17 protein-coding genes are annotated in these 16,907 nt (G+C 65.0%); 11 read left to right on the top strand and 6 right to left on the bottom strand.

Annotated elements, in window-relative coordinates:
* Window positions 1–42: 42 nt before the first annotated feature.
* The gene (locus KC8_RS18410; protein ID WP_010126827.1) at window positions 43–933 is read left to right on the top strand and encodes an LOG family protein; all 891 of its coding nucleotides are present in this window, start codon (window positions 43–45) and stop codon (window positions 931–933) included.
* Window positions 934–1,047: 114 nt separating this feature from the next.
* Here the strand turns inward: KC8_RS18410 and KC8_RS18415 are convergent, their stop codons facing one another.
* Entirely contained in the window at window positions 1,048–1,680 is a 633-nt protein-coding gene (locus KC8_RS18415) for a c-type cytochrome (protein WP_010126828.1), read from the bottom strand.
* A gap of 165 nt (window positions 1,681–1,845) precedes the next feature.
* Between KC8_RS18415 and KC8_RS18420 the strand changes: the two genes are divergently transcribed.
* A complete protein-coding gene (locus KC8_RS18420) occupies window positions 1,846–2,739 on the top strand; it encodes a prephenate dehydratase (protein WP_029624717.1) in 894 nt (297 codons plus the stop codon).
* Window positions 2,740–2,746: 7 nt separating this feature from the next.
* Here KC8_RS18420 and nudC read toward each other — a convergent pair whose 3' ends face one another.
* Both nudC and mutY read right to left on the bottom strand, forming a co-directional pair.
* Window positions 2,747–3,616 (bottom strand): NAD(+) diphosphatase, encoded by an 870-nt coding sequence (gene nudC, locus KC8_RS18425; RefSeq protein ID WP_010126831.1) that lies wholly within the window; start codon window positions 3,614–3,616, stop codon window positions 2,747–2,749.
* Window positions 3,613–4,674 carry an A/G-specific adenine glycosylase gene (gene mutY, locus KC8_RS18430; RefSeq protein ID WP_010126832.1) on the bottom strand — a complete coding sequence of 354 codons (1,062 nt, stop codon included), beginning with the start codon at window positions 4,672–4,674 and terminating at the stop codon, window positions 3,613–3,615. The genes nudC and mutY overlap by 4 nt, the downstream gene beginning before the upstream one ends.
* A gap of 26 nt (window positions 4,675–4,700) precedes the next feature.
* Here mutY and KC8_RS18435 point away from each other — a divergent pair, with 26 nt between their 5' ends.
* From KC8_RS18435 to KC8_RS18460, 6 genes are all read left to right on the top strand, one after another.
* Window positions 4,701–5,252, top strand: a complete 552-nt coding sequence (locus KC8_RS18435; protein ID WP_374952955.1) for a DUF721 domain-containing protein — start codon at window positions 4,701–4,703, stop codon at window positions 5,250–5,252.
* Window positions 5,252–5,938, top strand: coding sequence for a thioredoxin domain-containing protein (locus KC8_RS18440; protein ID WP_232455573.1), 687 nt, complete (start codon window positions 5,252–5,254; stop codon window positions 5,936–5,938). Before KC8_RS18435 ends, KC8_RS18440 begins: the two co-directional genes overlap by 1 nt.
* A 74-nt stretch (window positions 5,939–6,012) precedes the next feature.
* On the top strand, window positions 6,013–6,759 hold the full coding sequence (locus tag KC8_RS18445; protein ID WP_010126836.1) for a thioredoxin domain-containing protein: 747 nt from the start codon (window positions 6,013–6,015) through the stop codon (window positions 6,757–6,759).
* Window positions 6,760–6,789: 30 nt separating this feature from the next.
* Entirely contained in the window at window positions 6,790–10,215 is a 3,426-nt protein-coding gene (locus tag KC8_RS18450; RefSeq protein WP_010126837.1) for a chromosome segregation SMC family protein, read from the top strand.
* Between the two features lie 93 nt (window positions 10,216–10,308).
* A complete protein-coding gene (secG, locus tag KC8_RS18455; RefSeq protein WP_010126838.1) occupies window positions 10,309–10,659 on the top strand; it encodes a preprotein translocase subunit SecG in 351 nt (116 codons plus the stop codon).
* Between the two features lie 159 nt (window positions 10,660–10,818).
* Entirely contained in the window at window positions 10,819–12,453 is a 1,635-nt protein-coding gene (locus KC8_RS18460) for a CTP synthase (protein ID WP_010126839.1), read from the top strand.
* Here the strand turns inward: KC8_RS18460 and KC8_RS18465 are convergent, their stop codons facing one another.
* Together KC8_RS18465 and KC8_RS18470 are read right to left on the bottom strand one after the other, a co-directional pair.
* On the bottom strand, window positions 12,454–13,248 hold the full coding sequence (locus tag KC8_RS18465; protein WP_010126840.1) for a transporter: 795 nt from the start codon (window positions 13,246–13,248) through the stop codon (window positions 12,454–12,456).
* A complete protein-coding gene (locus KC8_RS18470; RefSeq protein WP_029624719.1) occupies window positions 13,248–13,889 on the bottom strand; it encodes a DNA-3-methyladenine glycosylase family protein in 642 nt (213 codons plus the stop codon). The genes KC8_RS18465 and KC8_RS18470 overlap by 1 nt, the downstream gene beginning before the upstream one ends.
* An 83-nt stretch (window positions 13,890–13,972) precedes the next feature.
* Between KC8_RS18470 and KC8_RS18475 the strand changes: the two genes are divergently transcribed.
* The 3 genes from KC8_RS18475 to KC8_RS18485 all read left to right on the top strand — a co-directional run bounded on the left by KC8_RS18475 (window position 13,973) and on the right by KC8_RS18485 (window position 15,269).
* A complete protein-coding gene (locus tag KC8_RS18475) occupies window positions 13,973–14,290 on the top strand; it encodes a 2Fe-2S iron-sulfur cluster-binding protein (RefSeq protein ID WP_010126842.1) in 318 nt (105 codons plus the stop codon).
* Window positions 14,291–14,294: 4 nt separating this feature from the next.
* Window positions 14,295–14,576 (top strand): ETC complex I subunit, encoded by a 282-nt coding sequence (locus KC8_RS18480; protein WP_010126843.1) that lies wholly within the window; start codon window positions 14,295–14,297, stop codon window positions 14,574–14,576.
* A gap of 144 nt (window positions 14,577–14,720) precedes the next feature.
* On the top strand, window positions 14,721–15,269 hold the full coding sequence (locus KC8_RS18485) for a superoxide dismutase family protein (RefSeq protein WP_037496635.1): 549 nt from the start codon (window positions 14,721–14,723) through the stop codon (window positions 15,267–15,269).
* A gap of 3 nt (window positions 15,270–15,272) precedes the next feature.
* Here KC8_RS18485 and KC8_RS18490 read toward each other — a convergent pair whose 3' ends face one another.
* A complete protein-coding gene (locus tag KC8_RS18490; RefSeq protein WP_010126846.1) occupies window positions 15,273–16,895 on the bottom strand; it encodes a spinster family MFS transporter in 1,623 nt (540 codons plus the stop codon).
* Between the last annotated feature and the right edge of the window lie 12 nt (window positions 16,896–16,907).

The raw sequence follows: 16,907 nt of genomic DNA on the forward strand, positions 1-16,907 counted from the left end.
GGGTATCGAGTCGATAACAGAACAAGGCTAGACATCGTTTCCATGAGCAACCGAGAAATCCCGAAGCGCGTTTTTCCTCCCGCCAAAGATGATGCGGCCTCCGCCCGCCATGTGGCGCCGGCGCCGCAGACGACCCACGCATCCTATCGCCTTGCGTTTCAGGACATGGATTTCCTGTTGCGCGATGATCTCCGTCCGGTCCGCTTTCAGCTGGAACTGATGAAGCCGGAATTGCTCCTGGAAGAAGCGAAGATCGGCTCAACCTTCGTCTTTTATGGATCGGCCCGTATCCCGGAAGCGGACAAGGCCGACATGCTGGTCGGCGCGGCCGTCACCGATACGCAGCGCAAGATCGCGGAGCGGCTGAAGGCGAAGGCCCGTTATTATGATGAGGCGCGCACGCTCGCGCAGCTTGCCAGCCAGGCTGCGCCCGATGCCGAAGGCAGGCGGCAGTTCGTTGTCTGTTCAGGGGGCGGGCCTTCGATCATGGAGGCGGCCAATCGTGGTGCGGCTGATGTCGGGGCGGATTCGATCGGGTTGAATATCGTCTTGCCACATGAGCAGGCCCCCAATTGTTATGTCACCCCGTCGCTGAGTTTCCAGTTCCACTATTTCGCGCTGCGCAAGATGCATTTCCTGCTGCGCGCCCGCGCAGTGGCGGTGTTCCCCGGTGGGTTTGGCACGTTCGACGAAACCTTCGAACTGCTCACGCTGATCCAGACGGGCAAGATGAAGCCGCTGCCGATCCTGTTCTTCGGAAAGGATTTCTGGACGCGGGTGGTCGATTTCGATGCGCTGGTGGGAGAAGGGGTGATCTCGCCCAACGATCTCAAGCTGTTCCGATTCGTGGAAACGGCCGATGACGCGTGGGAGCATGTCACGGCCTATTGGGCCAAGCGCGAAGCCGAACGGCGCCAGCAGGCGGCCGAATAGCATCAGGCGATCCGTTGCGTTCCCAGGGGACGCGCTTGCCCTTGCAGGCACAAAGAAAAAGGCCCCCGCCATCATCGGCGGGGGCCTTTTTCTTGTGTCGACCGATCGGTGGGATCAGTGCTTGGCGGGGGCCGGCGCTGCTTCGTTGCTAGCCGGGGCTGCAGCTGCGGCTGCGGCTGCTTCGCCTTCGGCCGGGGCCGCGGCAGTCGCTTCGGCTGGAACCGCCGGCATCGGCAGCGGGCTGTCGCTCTGCTGGTTGAGGTACGCGATCAGATTGGCGCGATCTTCCGGCTTGGACAGGCCCGCGAAGGTCATCTTGGTGCCCGGCGCATATTTTTTCGGATTATGCAGCCAATCGCTCATGCTCTTCCAGTCCCACACACCCGGAACGCTTTTGAGCGCATCCGTGTAAGCAAAGCCGGGAACATGGCCGTGCGGCTTGCCAAGCGCGCCCCACAGATTCGGACCGAGCGCATTGGCGCCGCCCTTGTCGGCGTTGTGGCAGGCCGCGCACTTCTTGAACACGTCCGCGCCCTTGGCCGGATCGGCGCTGGCGAGATAGAATTCGATCGGCTTTTCGGCTTCGCCGCCGCCAGCCGCGCCTTCTTCCTCGACGCCTTCGACGACGTAGCCCATTTTTTCGGGCCGTTCCGCCTTGAAATACTCACCCGTGAGGATCGAGAGGCCGAGCGCGGCGATGCCGCCGGCAAGCGCCCAGCCGGCAATGGTGTTGAAACGGTTGTCCATGCCTCTTCCGAAACCTCCTCGGGCCGCGCTTCCCCTGCGCGATAAAAATTCGCGATCCCTTTAGAATCGCATGTCCGGCACCGCAAGCGTGGCATTCGATTTGCGAATCGTTCTCAAACGAGCGGGTTGCGATGCCATGGCTGCCAGCTTAAGCGCGCGGTCGACATGGAAAGCTATCCCGCCCCCGCGCGCGCGCTTGTCGCGCAGATGATGGCCGCTGCTGCGGCCGAGCCGCATCGTGCCGTCGCCTTTCAGGGCGCGCCCGGCGCGAACTCGCACATTGCGGTGGATCAGATGTTTGCCGACGGGCTGGCCTTGCCCTGTTTCAGTTTCGAAGATGCGATCGATGCGGTGCGCGAATGCCGCGCCGAACGGGCGATGATTCCCATCGAAAATTCCCTGCACGGGCGCGTTGCCGACATCCACTTTCTGCTGCCCGAATCCGGGCTGGTGATCACCGGCGAATATTTCCTGCCAATCCGTTATGCGCTGATGGGGCTTGATCCGGCTGCCGAGATCACTGAGGTGATGAGCCATCCGCAGGCGCTGGGCCAGTGCCGCAACTGGCTGCGAACGCGTGGACTGCGGCCGATCACCTATGCCGATACAGCGGGTGCCGCCGCGATGGTCGCCGAACTCGGCCAGCCCGAAACGGCGGCAATCGCACCGCGCGCCGCCGCCGATCTTTATGGGCTGCACATCCTGGCCGATGGCCTGGAGGACGCCGAACATAATATGACGCGCTTCGTCATCCTGGAGCTGGCGGGCCACGAACCTATCGGACCAGGCCCGTTCATGACGACGCTGATCTTCGAGGTGAAGAATGTCCCGGCGGCGCTTTACAAGGCGATGGGCGGGTTTGCGACGAACGGCGTGAACATGACCAAGCTGGAAAGCTATCAGCGCGGCGGCAGTTTCGCGGCGACGGAATTTTACGCCGATATCGAAGGACATCCGGAAGATCCGGCTGTTGCCCGCGCGCTGGAGGAACTGGCGTTCCACAGCAAGTGGGTCCGCATCCTCGGCACCTATCCGCAGGCCCGTTCGCGCGGGCTTTGAACGCCGCTTATGCGCCCGCCAACCAGCGGGCGAGCAGCGTGTGGGCGATCGCGTAAGGTGGCGGAGCGCTGAACGCTGGCGAGGGGCCACCTGCCAGTGCAGTGGCCACCTGATCGCGATCCACCCACATCGCATGTTCCAGTTCGTTGGTGTCGAGCGTGATCGCGTCCGACGCGACCGGTGCGATACAGGCCATCATCAACGATGACGGGAAGGGCCATGGCTGGCTGACGATGTAGCGAACGCCCGTGGCCTGAACACCCGCTTCCTCGAACAGTTCGCGGGCTACGGCTTCTTCGATCGATTCGCCCACTTCGACGAACCCGGCGAGTGCGGAGTAGAACCCGGCGGGGAAACGCGGCTGACGACCGATCAGCACGCGGCCTTCATATTCGGCGAGCATGATGACGACGGGATCGGTGCGCGGAAAATGTTCCGCACCGCAGCCGGGGCAACGCCGCGCCCAGCCGGCGCGGAAAGATGTCGTGGAAGTTCCGCAGCGTGCGCAGAAACGATGGCGCGAATGCCAGTCGACCAGGCTGCGCGCGGCGGCATAGGTGCCGGCTTCGCCCGCGGGCAGGCCATTGAGCAATTGCCAGATCAGATTGTGATTGCTGCCGGCGGCATCGGGATCGAGTGCCACGAAACGTGGCGCATCGTCGATCAGCCCGAGCAGCGCAAGTTCGATCCCTGCCGGTGCCGCGCTTAGCGGTGCCCAGTCGAGTGCCCCGTTGGCATCCGCCACGGGATCGAGGCCCACCATCCGCAGTAGCCGGGCATTGGGATCAGCAAGGCGTTGTTCGATCATGCCGGGGTGATCGCGTTCGTTGTCGATTCGCTGGAGTGGCGATCCCGTGAAACCCGGCGCTGTCGTCATGCCCGTCCCTCATCCTCTGCTATGCGCGCTTTCTGGGCGAGTGCGGCGGCCTTTGCAAACAAGGTTGGCAGCCCGGCGCGGTCGATGTCGTCCACGGGCCACCATTCGCCGTCGCCGGTGCGATCGGATGTGTCGCCGGCCACTACTGCCAGATTCAGCGCGAAATGGGTAAACACATGCGCGACATTGCCCAGCGGCCGCCATGATATGCCGGCCGGCGCGCCCGCCATGCCGGGATCGGCATCGGTCCACGGCCCACTCGGCAGGGCGCGCATCCCGCCCAGCATGCCCTTGTCCGGTCGACGGACGAGCAGGACGTGGCCATCCGATTCGAGCCAGAAGGTGGTGCCATGTCGCGACGGTCTTACGGCCTTGGGGGACTTCACAGGGTAAAGTGCTGCATCGCCCGCGCGAAATGCGGTGCAATGGCCGTTCACCGGGCAGATGGCGCAGGCGGGGCGCTTGGGCGTGCAGATCGTTGCGCCGAGATCCATCATCGCCTGCGCGAAATCGCCCGGCCGCGTGTCGGGGGTTATCGTGGCCGCCGCTTCCCTGATTGCGGTCTTGGCGGCCGGCAGCGGTGTCGAAATCGCGAACAACCGGGCGACGACGCGTTCGACATTGGCATCCACCACCACCGCGCGCCGGCCGAACGCGATGGCGGCGATGGCGGCGGCCGTGTACGCGCCCACGCCGGGCAGGGCGCGCAAATCTTCTTCGGAATCAGGGAAATGTCCGCCCGCTGCGGCCACCGTTCGCGCGCAGGCCAGCAGGTTGCGCGCGCGGGCATAATAGCCAAGCCCGGCCCATGCCGCCATCACGTCTTCGTCGGCCGCTCCCGCCAGCGCATCCACCGAAGGCCAGCGCTGCGTAAACTCGGCAAAGTAGCGGCCGACCGCCGCGACGGTCGTCTGTTGCAGCATCACTTCCGACAGCCATACGCGATAGGGATCCGTCGCGGGCGCGCCGGGCGGCGCGCGCCATGGCAGCCGGCGTGCCGATCGATCATACCAGGCAAGCAGAAGGATCGGAATTGGCACGGGGCTGTCGACGGGCATGGCTGCCCTATGGCATGGGGGAGCCGATGACGGAACGGAAGATCAGAGCACCCAGCACCCGCCGCCCGCGCGCACAGGGCGACGAACCGCAACGGCAGGGCCGCGCCCGCGCCGTGGGGGATATGGTGTCCGATGTCGGCCGCGCGTCTTTCCGCCGATTCGGCTTCGTTCAGTCGTCGGTGGTGAGCCGCTGGGGCGAGATTGTCGGCCCGCGTTACGCCGGCGTGTCTGCCCCGGAATCGATCCGTTTTCCCAAAGGGCAGCGCGCCGATGGGGTTTTGACGCTCACCGTCGAAGGCGCGCATGCGCCGATGCTCCAGCATGTTGCGCCGGAAATCGTCGATCGGGTCAATCGTTTCTTCGGCTATCCGGCGGTCGCCCGGATTGTCATAAAACAGGCGACTGCGGCGAAGCCGGTGGTTCGTCGGGCGCCGCCATCGCTGAAGCCGGTGCCGGTGGAACTGGGCGAAAGCCTGCGCACCATTGCAGATCCCGAATTGCGCGCATGTCTGGAATCATTGGCCGGTGCGCTGGTGGCGACGAAGGGACCTCCCGTTCTGGATGATGGAAAGCCATGATGATCGGTAAAGTTCGCGCGTTTGTCGCGTTGGTTGCGGCGGCATTTTCGGTTTCGCCGTTGCAGGCGGCGACGCCGGATTGGAACCGCCGGGTTGCCGCGACGCCCGAAGGCGGCTGGCTGATCGGAAATCCGGCAGCGCCGGTGAAATTGATCGAATATGCGTCCTACACCTGTCCGCATTGCGCGCATTTCATGGCCGAAGGGATGCCGGCGCTCCGGTCGCGCTATATCGCCACCGGCAAGGTCAGCCTGGAATTTCGCCAGTTTGCGCTGAACCCGATCGATTTGACCGAGGGGATGCTCGTGCGCTGTACGGCTACGCCGGCCGCCGCCGTGGCATTGGGTGAAAAGATGTTCGCCGATCAGGACCGGATTCTCGATCGCGCGCCGGATCAGTCCCAGGCGGAAGCCTTGAACAAAACACCCGAGGCGCAACTCCACACGGTGCTTGCTCGCGACATGGGCCTTGATAGCTGGGCTACGGCGAACGGCCTGCGGCCTGCGCGCGTGAAAACCTGCCTGGCAGACCTCCAGCTGCGCGACCGCATCGTTGCAATCCGAAGCCAGGCGGTCAAAACCTATCAAATCCAGGGGACACCCAGCTTCGTGTTGAACGGCAAGCGGCTGGATAAAACGGTCACATGGCAGGCGCTGGAGCCACAATTGCAGGCCGCGCTGCCGTAACGATAAGCCATTGAAGCCAATTGCCTGCCGCGCCATGATCGGCGCAACAGTTCAGATCAGGAGCAAATTCCGTCATGAAGATCGATTATCGCTGGGCCGTTGCCGCGCTCGCACTGGCCGTTGCCGGTTGCGGCAAGCAGGATGCGACTGACACGGGTGCCGCGTCCAACGCGGCGTCCCCGGCGACGCCTGCGCCCGATGGCAAGGACTGGACGGAAACGGTGGTGGCAACGCCGGAAGGCGGTTTTCGCATGGGCAATCCCGATGCGCCGGTGAAGCTGGTCGAATATGCGTCGCTTACCTGTCCGCATTGCGCCGATTTCTCGATCAATGGCGCGCCCAAGCTGCGCGACGAATATGTCCGCACCGGCAAGGTCAGTTGGGAATTCCGCACGTTCGTGCTCAATCCGGTCGACGTGGCGGTGTCCCTGCTGGCGAGTTGCCAGGGGGAAGGGCCGTTCTTCAAGCTCGTCGAACAGACCTATGCCGAACAGAAGAACTGGGGCGCGCAGGTCAGCAAAATTCCGAACGCGGAAATTACCCGCATCCAGGGCTTGCCCGAAAACCAGCAGTTCGGCGCACTCGCGACAGCTGCCGGGATGGATCAATTCTATCGCGCGCGGGGCCTTTCCAAAGACAAGGCCGATCAGTGCCTGTCGGATAAGGCCAATCTCGATCGGCTGATCGCGATCCGCGATCGCGGCGCCAATCAGGACAAGATCACCGGCACGCCCAGCTTCCTGATCAATGGCAAGCTGGCCGAGGGGGCGTTCGACTGGAACTCGCTGTCCGCGCAGCTGAAAACCGCCGTCGGCAGCTGATCGAACGGGGCGGCGGGGACGCGCGCGCTTATGCGAATCCGCCGCCTCAAGCTTTCGGGCTTCAAAAGTTTCGTCGAACCTTCCGAACTGCGGATTGAACCGGGGTTGACCGGTGTCGTCGGCCCGAATGGCTGCGGCAAATCCAATCTTCTGGAAGCGATCCGCTGGGTCATGGGCGAAAGCTCCGCCAAGTCGATGCGTGGCGGGGGGATGGAAGATGTCATCTTCGCCGGTACGACGACACGCCCGGCGCGCGATTTCGCCGAAGTTTCCATCCTTGTCGATCGCGCGGCGACAGGCGACGGGCAGGACGGTGAAATCGAAGTCGTCCGGCGCATCGAGCGCGGGGCCGGTTCCGCCTACCGCTTGAACGGCCGTGACGTTCGGGCCAAGGATGTCGGATTGCTCTTTGCCGATGCGGCGACGGGCGCGCATTCGCCGGCGTTGGTCAGCCAAGGCCGGATCGCAGCGGTCATCGCCGCCAAACCGGCGGAACGCCGGCAGATGCTGGAAGAAGCGGCCGGCATCGCCGGACTTCACGTCCGGCGCAAGGATGCCGAGCAGAAATTGCGCGCGACCGAGGCGAACCTGACTCGTCTTGATGAGTTGCTATCCGATATGGAAGTGCGGGGCGGCGCGCTGCGGCGGCAGGCGCGGGCGGCGGAACGCTATCGCCAGCTTTCTGAACAGATCCGCCTCGCCGAAGCCAAATTGATCTTCGCCCGCTGGCGTGAGGCCGCGACCGCCGCGGATGCCGCAAGGCACGAAGCGGACGCCGCCGCCGCATTTGCCGCGGCCTGTGCCGAGGCGCAGCGCGCCGCAGCGGCCCATCAGGCTGATGCGGTGCGCGCGGTGGGCGACGCGCGCGCGGCCGCGCAGACCACCCGTGACGCCGCCGCCGCCGCCGGACATGCGCTGGCTGGCCTGCGAACGGAGCGTAGCGCGCTGGAGCGACGGATAGCTGAACTGGCCACGCAGGCGGAAACACTGGCGCGAGACCGGGCGCGGGAAGATACGCTGGCGGTCGACGCGGCGGCGGCGCTGGCCCGTCTGGCCGAGGAGGACAAAGCGCTTGTCGCCGCGCGGACCAGGGCAGAGGCGGAGCAGATCGCGATCGCATCGCGCCTTTCCGACGCGGAAAACCTGGCCCGTGATGCTGAAGTGGCGATGGCCCATGCGGTGGCCGACGAGGCGGCGGAGCAGGCTGAATTACGGGTGGCGCAGGCGGCGCTGGCTGCGGCACGGCAGCGGCTGCAGCGGGCGGATGCGGAACTGGCCCGTGCTGTGGCGGAGGCGGCACAATTGCCCTCTGCCGAACCGCTGGTGACGCAGCAAAAGGCCGCGATTGCTGCAGGCGACGCCGCGCAGATCGCCGGGAGGCAAGCAGGTGCAGCGATCGCGGCAGCGGAGGCAAGCCGCGATGAAGCCGCCGCCGCCCGTGACGGGGCCGAATCGCGCGCGGCGGCGGCCCGCGCGGCGCTGGCCGCGCTGGAAAGCGAGGCTGCGGCGCTGGCCCGCGCGCTCGATACGGGCGGGGGGCAGGGCAGGGCGCTGGATAGCGTCAGCGCGCTTCCCGGCTTCGAACGCGCCCTGGCAGCGGCGCTGGGCGATGAACTGGATGCCGTGATCGGTCCAACGGGCAAGCGCCGATGGGTGGGCGCGGTCGCGGATGCGGCCGATCCGGTTCTGCCGGCCGGGGGCGAGCCACTTGCGTCGCGGGTCACGGCTCCACCTGAACTGATCCGCCGGCTGGTGCAGATTGCCGTGGTTGATGCGGATGATGGTTCGATCCGGCTGGCTGTCGGGCAACGTCTGGTCACCCGGGACGGGCGGATGCGGCGGTGGGATGGGTTTGTTGCCGAAGATGTCGGCGCTGCCGCCGCTGAACGGCTGGTACGGATCAACCGGCTGGCGGCTTTGCAGCAGGCGCTGCCGCCCGCGCGCGATGCGGTGGCGGCAACAGCCGCCGATATGGCGGCAGCCCAGGCGGATCTCGTGCAGGCCAAGGCCCTGATGGAGGCCGCCCGCGTGCGTCTGGCCGATGCGGAGACGGCCTCGCGCCGGGCCGCGCGGGATGCCGATATGGCGGCAGGCGCGTTGGAGCGACTGGCTGGACAGCGCGACCAGGTCGAACAGCGCGTTGCCCGCGCGCGCGCGGAACGCGATGAGGCGAGCCAGGGCGTTGATGCGGCGGATGCCATATTTACCGCGCTGCCCGATGGAGAAGCGGCGCGCGGCAAGGTCGACCAGTTGCGTCGGACGAGCGATGCGGCACGCAATGCGCTGGCGGATGTGCGCGCTGGCGCAGCCGCGTTGCGACAAAGGGCGGATGCCGATGCCCGGCGACTGGAAACCGTGCGCGGGGAAATCAAAAGCTGGCGTTCGCGCGCGGGCGATGCCGCGCGCCGGATTGACGAGATGGGTAAGCGCGCTGACGCGGTGGCGCGGGAGGCGGCATCGCTTGCGGATGCGCCAGATCGGCTGGACAGCCGGATTGCCGCGCTGGAGGGCGAGGTGGCGACCGTCGAGGCTGCGGCCACGACCGCGCGTGAGGCCGAGCGACTGTCCGACGAACGGTTGCGGCAGGCGGAGAAGGCTGCGGCCGATGCTGGCGAGGCGCTCAGCCTTGCGCGTGAGGCGCGCGCAGGGGCTGCTGCCCGGCATGAGAATCAGGAAATGCGCCGCATCGAAATGGGGCGCATTTCGGGCGAGCGTTTCGGTTGTCCGGCGCCGGTGCTGCCGGAGAAACTGGCCTTTGTCGGTGCGGATGTCGGCGATGCGGCCGTCCAATCCGCGCTGCTCGATCGGCTGACGGCGGATCGCGAGCGGCTCGGCCCGGTCAATCTGGTCGCCGATACCGAACTGGCCGAACTCGAATTGTCGCGTGCGACCGGGCAGGCGGAACGCGATGAACTGGGAGAGGCGATCAACCGGCTGCGCGGATCGATCGGCAGTCTGAACCGCGAAGGGCGGATGCGGCTGCTCGCGGCATTTGAAGCGGTCGACCAGCATTTCCGCCGCCTTTTCACGACGCTGTTCGCCGGCGGCGAGGCCCATCTCGCGCTCACCGATTCGGATGATCCGTTGGAGGCGGGGCTGGAAATCATGGCCCAGCCGCCGGGCAAGAAACTGGCCGCGCTTACCCTGTTGTCCGGCGGTGAACAGGCGCTGACGGCGGTGGCGCTGATATTTGCCTTGTTCCTGACAAATCCGGCGCCGATCTGCGTGCTTGATGAAGTGGATGCCCCGCTTGATGATGCGAATATCGAACGCTTCTGTGATCTGCTGGATCGCATGACCCGGGAAACGGAAACGCGTTATCTGATCGTGACCCATAATGCGGTCACGATGGCGCGGATGCATCGCTTGTTCGGCGTGACGATGGTGGAACGGGGCGTCAGCCGGCTGGTATCGGTCGATCTGGGCGGGGCGGAACGGCTGCTCGCGGCTGAATGATGCGGTCCCGGTTGAACCTGCGCGGTTGATTCTATAGAGGCCGGGTCCATATCCGGCGGCGACGCCGCCTGTTATCCGAAAGATCGATCGCCGATGCTGTTCACTTTCCTTCTCGTTGTTCATGCGATCATTGCCGCGGCGCTGGTCGCGGTTATCCTGATGCAGCGGTCGGAAGGCGGCGGTCTCGGCATGGGCGGCAGCCCGTCGGGCTTGATGAGTGCGCGCGGCGCGGCCGATTTTCTCACTCGCGCGACGACCGTTCTTGCCGCGCTCTTCATCATCATGTCGATCGGCCTTGCGGCGCTTGCCACGGTTCAGCGCGCGCCGCGCGAAATCGACCAGTCGCTGGCGCGGCAGCCGGTCGCGCAGCAACAGGCCCCGTCCGCACCCGCGCCGGACAACGCGGCCGCCCCGGCCGATGGCGCGGTTCCGCTCGCACAGTAAATTCGCTCGTCGACCAATTTCCGCGCCCGTCGTTCGGGCGCGGTTTTCGTTCGTCATTCTTCCATTGCGTGACGTTGGCCTCTGCTGACGCGCTCGATCGCTTTTTTCGGAGTCGCCACCTTGCTCCCAACCTCCAGTCGCGGCTAAGCCATTTCTCCCATGGCGCGGTACATATTCATCACCGGCGGCGTGGTCTCCTCGCTCGGCAAGGGTCTCATGGCGGCAAGTCTTGCTGCCCTCCTGCAGGCGCGCGGATATCGGGTCCGGATCCGGAAATTCGATCCTTATCTCAACGTCGATCCGGGCACGATGAGCCCGTATCAGCACGGCGAGGTTTACGTCACTGACGACGGGGCGGAGACCGACCTCGATCTCGGCCATTATGAACGCTTTACCGGCGTTCCCGGGCGTCAGTCCGACAACATCACCACCGGGCGAATCTACCAGAACATCATCACCAAGGAACGGCGCGGCGATTATCTTGGCGCGACCGTGCAGGTGATTCCGCACGTGACCGACGCGATCAAGGAATTCGCCCGCGCCGAAAGTGATGATGTCGATTTCGTGCTTTGCGAGATCGGCGGCACCGTCGGCGACATCGAATCGCTCCCCTTCATGGAAGCGATCCGTCAGCTGCGCGCCGATCTGGGCCGTGGCAATTCGATTTTCGTCCACCTCACCCTAGTGCCGTTCATTGCCGCTGCCGGCGAACTGAAGACCAAGCCGACGCAGCATTCGGTGCGCGAACTGACCTCGCTTGGTATCCAGCCGGACGTGCTGGTTTGCCGTTCGGAACATCCGCTGCCGGATAGCGAGCGGGCGAAGATCGCCTTGTTCTGCAATGTCCCCAAGGACGCGGTGATCCCGGCGCTGGATGCGAAAACGATCTATGGCGTGCCGCTGCAATATCACGCCGAAGGGCTGGATCGTGCGGTGCTGGCGGCGTTCGGGATCGAAGCCGACAGTTCCCCCAACCTTGCCCGTTGGGACGATATCGTCGATCGCATCCAGAATCCCGAAGGCGAAGTCACCATCGGCGTGGTCGGCAAATATACCGGCCTGCTCGATGCCTATAAGTCGCTGCATGAAGCGCTCGTTCATGGCGGTATCGCCAATCGGGTGAAGGTCAACGTCCGCTGGATCGACGCGGAAATGTTCGAAGGCCCCGATTCGGATATCGCGGCCAGCCTTGAACCCTGCAACGCGATCCTCGTGCCCGGCGGCTTTGGCGAACGCGGGTCGGAAGGCAAGATTTCGGCGGTCCGCTTCGCGCGTGAACGCGGCGTGCCGTTTTTCGGTATCTGCCTTGGCATGCAGATGGCGTGCATCGAAGGCGCACGGAACCTTGTCGGCCTGTCGAAAGCATCGACCACGGAATTCGGGCCGACGCCCGATCCGGTTGTCGGCCTCATCACCGAATGGAAATCGGCACGCGGCATGGAAGTGCGCAGCGCCGATGGCGATTTGGGCGGCACGATGCGGCTGGGCGCTTTCCCGGCCAAGCTGTCGGGCAACAGCCGGGTCGCATCGATCTATGGCGGCACCGAGATTTCGGAACGCCATCGCCACCGTTACGAAGTGAACATCAATTATCGCGAACCGCTGGAAGCCAAGGGCCTGATCTTTTCGGGTATGTCGCCGGATGGTGCGCTGCCTGAAATCGTCGAGCGGCCGGATCACCCCTGGTTCATCGGGGTGCAGTTCCACCCGGAACTGAAGTCCAAGCCGTTTGATCCGCACCCCTTGTTCGCCAGCTTCGTGGCCGCGGCGTTGGCGCAAAGCCGGCTGGTCTAATCAAAAACGTCGGGTGATACCGAAATAGAGTTCGACGTCCGGCGTATCGCGGTTCAACCCGATATTGGCGCCGGCGTCGAACTGGGTGTCATCGCCCGGCTGCCAGCCGATCGACAGGCCGGCCAGCGCCTGCGTGGTGCGGCTTGCCCGATCGCGATCACGGTAAGCGGCCAGTTCGATGGTCGCGCCAATCGCATCGCTGAGATCAAAGCCCAGCCCGACGACGCTGCCAAAAAGGATATGGCGGCCGTCGCCATCGGCATCAACCGCCGCCGCGATCTGCGGGGTGATGCCAAGTTGCAGGCCGCCGGGAAGATCGTAGCTGATCGGTGCGATCAGGCCGCCACCCCAATCACCCGCGCCGATGGCCGATCCGCCCGTGGGCAGGCTGATATAGGGCTGCAACGCGATTGCCAGGCCCGACCCGTCCGGTTGGGCGAGATTGCGGCGAATCGCCAAGGACGTATCGCCGATGCCGGTGCTGCGATCGCGCGTTCCGGCCACCCGGTCGCGCGTGCGGACATGGCCATAAGCGGTCCAGCCGATCTGGATTTCGGTCTGGCTGTCCAGCCCGATGCGCATCAGCATGTCGCCGGCGGTGATGGTGTCGGTGCGGCTACCGGATTCGCGGTCCAGCGCCCAATCGGCCACGCCGATTTCGATCTGGATGCGCCCCGGATCGAGCGTGCAGGCAGGCGTGCCGAGGCCGGGACGATCCGGGCAAAGATCCCGCGCGGCGGCTGGCGCCGCCGACAGTGCCAGCACTATGCCTGGAAGAAGCAGTCCGCGCGCCATCACATCGGTGCCTTGTCGGCGGTCTTTTTCGCCGCCTGCCCATAACTGTGCCATGTGAAGATCGCGGCGGCCCCGCGATGCGGTCGCCAGGCTTCGGCCAGTTCGCGGGTCTTTTTTTCCGATGGGCGTTCGTCGAGACCCATCAACCGGCCGACTTCGATCTGGACGGCCAGGTCGCCCGCCGGCCACACATCGCTGCGTCCTTCGGCGAACAAAAGATAGATTTCGGCGGACCAGCGGCCGATCCCCTTGATGTCGACGAGCTGGGTGATCGCCGCTTCGTCATCGTCGGGCAGGGCGGCCAGATCCAACCGTCCCGACAGCACATGATCGGCAAGGCTGCGGGCGTAACCGCTTTTCTGACGAGAAAGCCCGGCCGCGCGCAATGTTTCATCCGATGCGCCGATCAGCGCCGCCGGATCGGTCGCGGACCCCAGCGCGGCATCCAGCCTGGCCCAGACCGCATTGGCCGCATGGACGCTTACCTGCTGGCCAACGATCGTTCGAAGCAATGTTTCATAGCCTCGTGCACGGATGCGCGGTTCCGGATAGCCGATGGCTTCCAGCCGTCGCGCGAAGGCGGGTTCCGTCCTTGCAAGTGCGTCGAGACCGGCTTTCAGTTGCTCTGCCGTCAATGCCATGTCGCGTCCGCCCTTGATTTCACGGCCATGGACGGACATAGCCGCCCGGAAACTGGCTCGCCGGAGCGAGGGGAGAAGCCATAATGCCGAAGCTTATTGTCGTCACGCGCGAAGGGGAAGAAAAGGTCATTGAAGGCCAGGCCGGCCTGTCGGTGATGGAGAATATTCGCGATAACGGTTTTGACGAGCTTCTGGCGCTGTGCGGCGGCTGCTGCTCCTGCGCGACCTGCCACATCCATGTCGATGCCGGCGATTTCGACAAGCTTGGCGCACTCAGCGAAGACGAGAATGATCTGCTCGACAGTTCGGACCATCGTATCGCAACCTCGCGCCTGTCGTGCCAGATCCCGTTCACCGATGCGCTGGATGGTCTGCGCGTCACCATCGCCCCGGAGGACTGATTCGATGCTCGCCGCGCGCATCTACCAGCGTAGCAAAAACGCCATGCAGTCCGGCCGGGCGCGTGCTGGCGAATGGGTTCTGGAATATGAGCCGGCCGAAGCCAAGCGTCCCGATCCGCTGACCGGCTGGGCCGGATCGGGCGATACGCGTGGACAGGTGCGGCTCGTATTCCCGTCGCTGGATGCCGCGCGGGCCTATGCGGCTGGCGAAGGCCTGACGACGACTGTCGTTCCCGCCGCCGAAAAGAAGCTGCGTATTCGCACATATGCGGAAAATTTCCGCTAGGATGATCCGGGTCGGGCAGCGATAGCCCGGCCCATCTTTCCTCTGGGCCTTGATACGCTTGGGGATTTTCGCTCAATGAAACCCGCGCTAGGGTCGAGCGTTACGTTCCCGCATCGATGTATCGAGCAGCCACGGAGATTTCACATGCGCCCTTGGACGATAATGCCGCCGCTCGCTTTGGTGGGGCTGCTTGCCGCCTGCGCCAGCAACAGCGCTGACCCCGCAGCCACGCCGGCCGTGCCCGCCAGCGCGACGGTCGTGCTCAATGGCGCCGATGGCACGTCGATGGGTAGTGCGACGCTGACCGATACGCCGTCCGGTATTCGGCTGGTCATCGATGCGCGCAACGTGGCGCCCGGGGCGCATGGTTTCCACCTGCACGCCGTTGGCTTGTGCGAAGCGCCGGGCTTCACCACGGCCGGCTCCCATTGGAACCCGACGAACATGGCGCATGGCAAGGATGCTGCCGGTGGCCCGCACTGGGGCGATCTTCCCAATCTGATCGCTGGCACCGATGGCGCGGGTCAGCTGGAGGTGACGATCCCCGGCGCGCAACTGATGGGTGGCGCAAACCCGCTGCTCGACGCGGATGGCGCGGCGCTGGTAATCCATGCCGGCCCTGACGATTATAAGACCGATCCGACCGGCAATAGCGGCGGGCGCATCGCCTGTGGGGTCGTCGCCCCGCGCTAAAACCTAGTCCAACCGCTCGCCCTCAGCCCGTGCCCGCGCGTCCAGCGTGGCTTCGGCTGCGGGCAAGTGGCGGGCGGCGATCAGGAACAGGATCACGGCCGCTGGTGCGGGCACGAGCGCCGTCAACATGGCGAAGCGCAGATCTCCGGTCGCATCGCTGACCAGTCCGACGACATAGGGGCCAAGGCCAAGCCCGATCAGATTGGCGCCCAGAAATTGCACCGCCATGGCAAGACCGCGCATCCGTGGCAGCACCTGATCCTGCAGCGTCGCTGAAACCGGGCCCAGCCACAGCGTGAGGAACAGGATCGCAAAAAAGTTGGCGACATAGAAGGTCGTCACGCTTGCGGTGCTGTATTGGAGCAGGCTGAAAGCGGCGGAGATCGCCGCCGCCCCGATTGCGACATACAGCCGGCCTGATGGGTGCTGCTGGCGTGCCCAATCGCCGATCACGCCGCCAATGGTGGTACCGATTCCGCCCGCCAGCGCGGCGATGGCGCCGAGATACCAGCCGTCGGCCGACTCCAGCCCCAGGTAGGTTTTTCCGTGAAGGAAGATGAAGGTGCTGAAGCCATAGCTGCTGTAGCTTACCAGCCCGCCGGCGATCACCGGGCAATAGAAGCTGGGTGTGCTCAGAATAAGCCGCGCCGCTACCGGATCACGCAGCCGAACCGATTGGATCCAACTCCACGTCGCATAGACGCCGATCGCGATCGCGGTCCATTGGACGAAGTTGGTGGTGATCGTGAGAGCGCCGATTTGGCTGATCACGGCGCGCTTGGCGGGTGCCAGCAGTTGGTTGGTCAATGCGATCACCAGCGCGGCGCCAGCGGCGCAGGCGATTAGCGCCATCGCGTTGACCGCGATCTGCGATCCGGTGCCACCGAGCCGTTTGAGGCTGAACAGGCTGAATGGCGGGAACATCGTCGCCATTTCGCGGAAGGTTGCGCGAAATGGCGCAGGGTCACCCGCATGGGGCCGGCCGTCGATGGCGCCGCGCACCGGTTCACGCACGGTCGTCACCACCAGCAGGGCGAGAATAAGGCCGGGGATGCCGACCGCGAAATAAGCGGCCTGCCAGCCGGCCATGCCGAACGGCGGATCAATCGGATAAGCGGCCTCCCACCAGCCCACGATCTGCCCGCCGATCATGAGCGATGCGCCCGCGCCGACGTATATCCCGCTCATGTAGATGGCGAGCGCGGTCGCCCGTTTCGCCTTGGGAAAATAATCCAGCAGGATGGATGTCGCGGCCGGCGAAGCGCTGGCTTCGCCGACGCCGACGCCCACGCGGGCCAGAGCCAATTGGGTAAAGTTCGTCGCCAGACCGGAAACCGTCGTCATCGCCGACCAGAAGGCAAGCCCGATCGAAAGCGTGCGAACCCGGTGCCAGCCATCCGCCAGTTTCGCCAGCGGGATGCCGAATAGCGCATAGAACAAGGCAAAGGCGGTGCCGAACAGCAGGCCCACCTGCGCATCGGTGATACCCAGATCCACCTTCAGATAGGGGGCCAGGATGGTGATGATCTGGCGGTCGATGAAGTTGAACGCATAGACCAGCGTGAACAGGCCAAGCACATACCAGCGATAGGCGCCCGTGCTGGCGCGCTTGTCCGTTTGCATCATGCGCCCGCGCGA

It is taken from the genome of Sphingomonas sp. KC8 (assembly GCF_002151445.1).
Classification (GTDB): domain Bacteria; phylum Pseudomonadota; class Alphaproteobacteria; order Sphingomonadales; family Sphingomonadaceae; genus Sphingomonas_E.

What these genes read in the sequence shown, in the direction of transcription:
- KC8_RS18410 (WP_010126827.1), top strand. Translation starts at nt 43, where the DNA reads ATGAGCAACCGAGAAATCCCGAAGCGCGTTTTTCCTCCCGCCAAAGAT.
- KC8_RS18415 (WP_010126828.1), bottom strand. Translation starts at nt 1,680, where the DNA reads ATGGACAACCGTTTCAACACCATTGCCGGCTGGGCGCTTGCCGGCGGC.
- KC8_RS18420 (WP_029624717.1), top strand. Translation starts at nt 1,846, where the DNA reads ATGGAAAGCTATCCCGCCCCCGCGCGCGCGCTTGTCGCGCAGATGATG.
- nudC (WP_010126831.1), bottom strand. Translation starts at nt 3,616, where the DNA reads ATGACGACAGCGCCGGGTTTCACGGGATCGCCACTCCAGCGAATCGAC.
- mutY (WP_010126832.1), bottom strand. Translation starts at nt 4,674, where the DNA reads ATGCCCGTCGACAGCCCCGTGCCAATTCCGATCCTTCTGCTTGCCTGG.
- KC8_RS18435 (WP_374952955.1), top strand. Translation starts at nt 4,701, where the DNA reads ATGACGGAACGGAAGATCAGAGCACCCAGCACCCGCCGCCCGCGCGCA.
- KC8_RS18440 (WP_232455573.1), top strand. Translation starts at nt 5,252, where the DNA reads ATGATCGGTAAAGTTCGCGCGTTTGTCGCGTTGGTTGCGGCGGCATTT.
- KC8_RS18445 (WP_010126836.1), top strand. Translation starts at nt 6,013, where the DNA reads ATGAAGATCGATTATCGCTGGGCCGTTGCCGCGCTCGCACTGGCCGTT.
- KC8_RS18450 (WP_010126837.1), top strand. Translation starts at nt 6,790, where the DNA reads ATGCGAATCCGCCGCCTCAAGCTTTCGGGCTTCAAAAGTTTCGTCGAA.
- secG (WP_010126838.1), top strand. Translation starts at nt 10,309, where the DNA reads ATGCTGTTCACTTTCCTTCTCGTTGTTCATGCGATCATTGCCGCGGCG.
- KC8_RS18460 (WP_010126839.1), top strand. Translation starts at nt 10,819, where the DNA reads ATGGCGCGGTACATATTCATCACCGGCGGCGTGGTCTCCTCGCTCGGC.
- KC8_RS18465 (WP_010126840.1), bottom strand. Translation starts at nt 13,248, where the DNA reads ATGGCGCGCGGACTGCTTCTTCCAGGCATAGTGCTGGCACTGTCGGCG.
- KC8_RS18470 (WP_029624719.1), bottom strand. Translation starts at nt 13,889, where the DNA reads ATGGCATTGACGGCAGAGCAACTGAAAGCCGGTCTCGACGCACTTGCA.
- KC8_RS18475 (WP_010126842.1), top strand. Translation starts at nt 13,973, where the DNA reads ATGCCGAAGCTTATTGTCGTCACGCGCGAAGGGGAAGAAAAGGTCATT.
- KC8_RS18480 (WP_010126843.1), top strand. Translation starts at nt 14,295, where the DNA reads ATGCTCGCCGCGCGCATCTACCAGCGTAGCAAAAACGCCATGCAGTCC.
- KC8_RS18485 (WP_037496635.1), top strand. Translation starts at nt 14,721, where the DNA reads ATGCGCCCTTGGACGATAATGCCGCCGCTCGCTTTGGTGGGGCTGCTT.
- KC8_RS18490 (WP_010126846.1), bottom strand. Translation starts at nt 16,895, where the DNA reads ATGATGCAAACGGACAAGCGCGCCAGCACGGGCGCCTATCGCTGGTAT.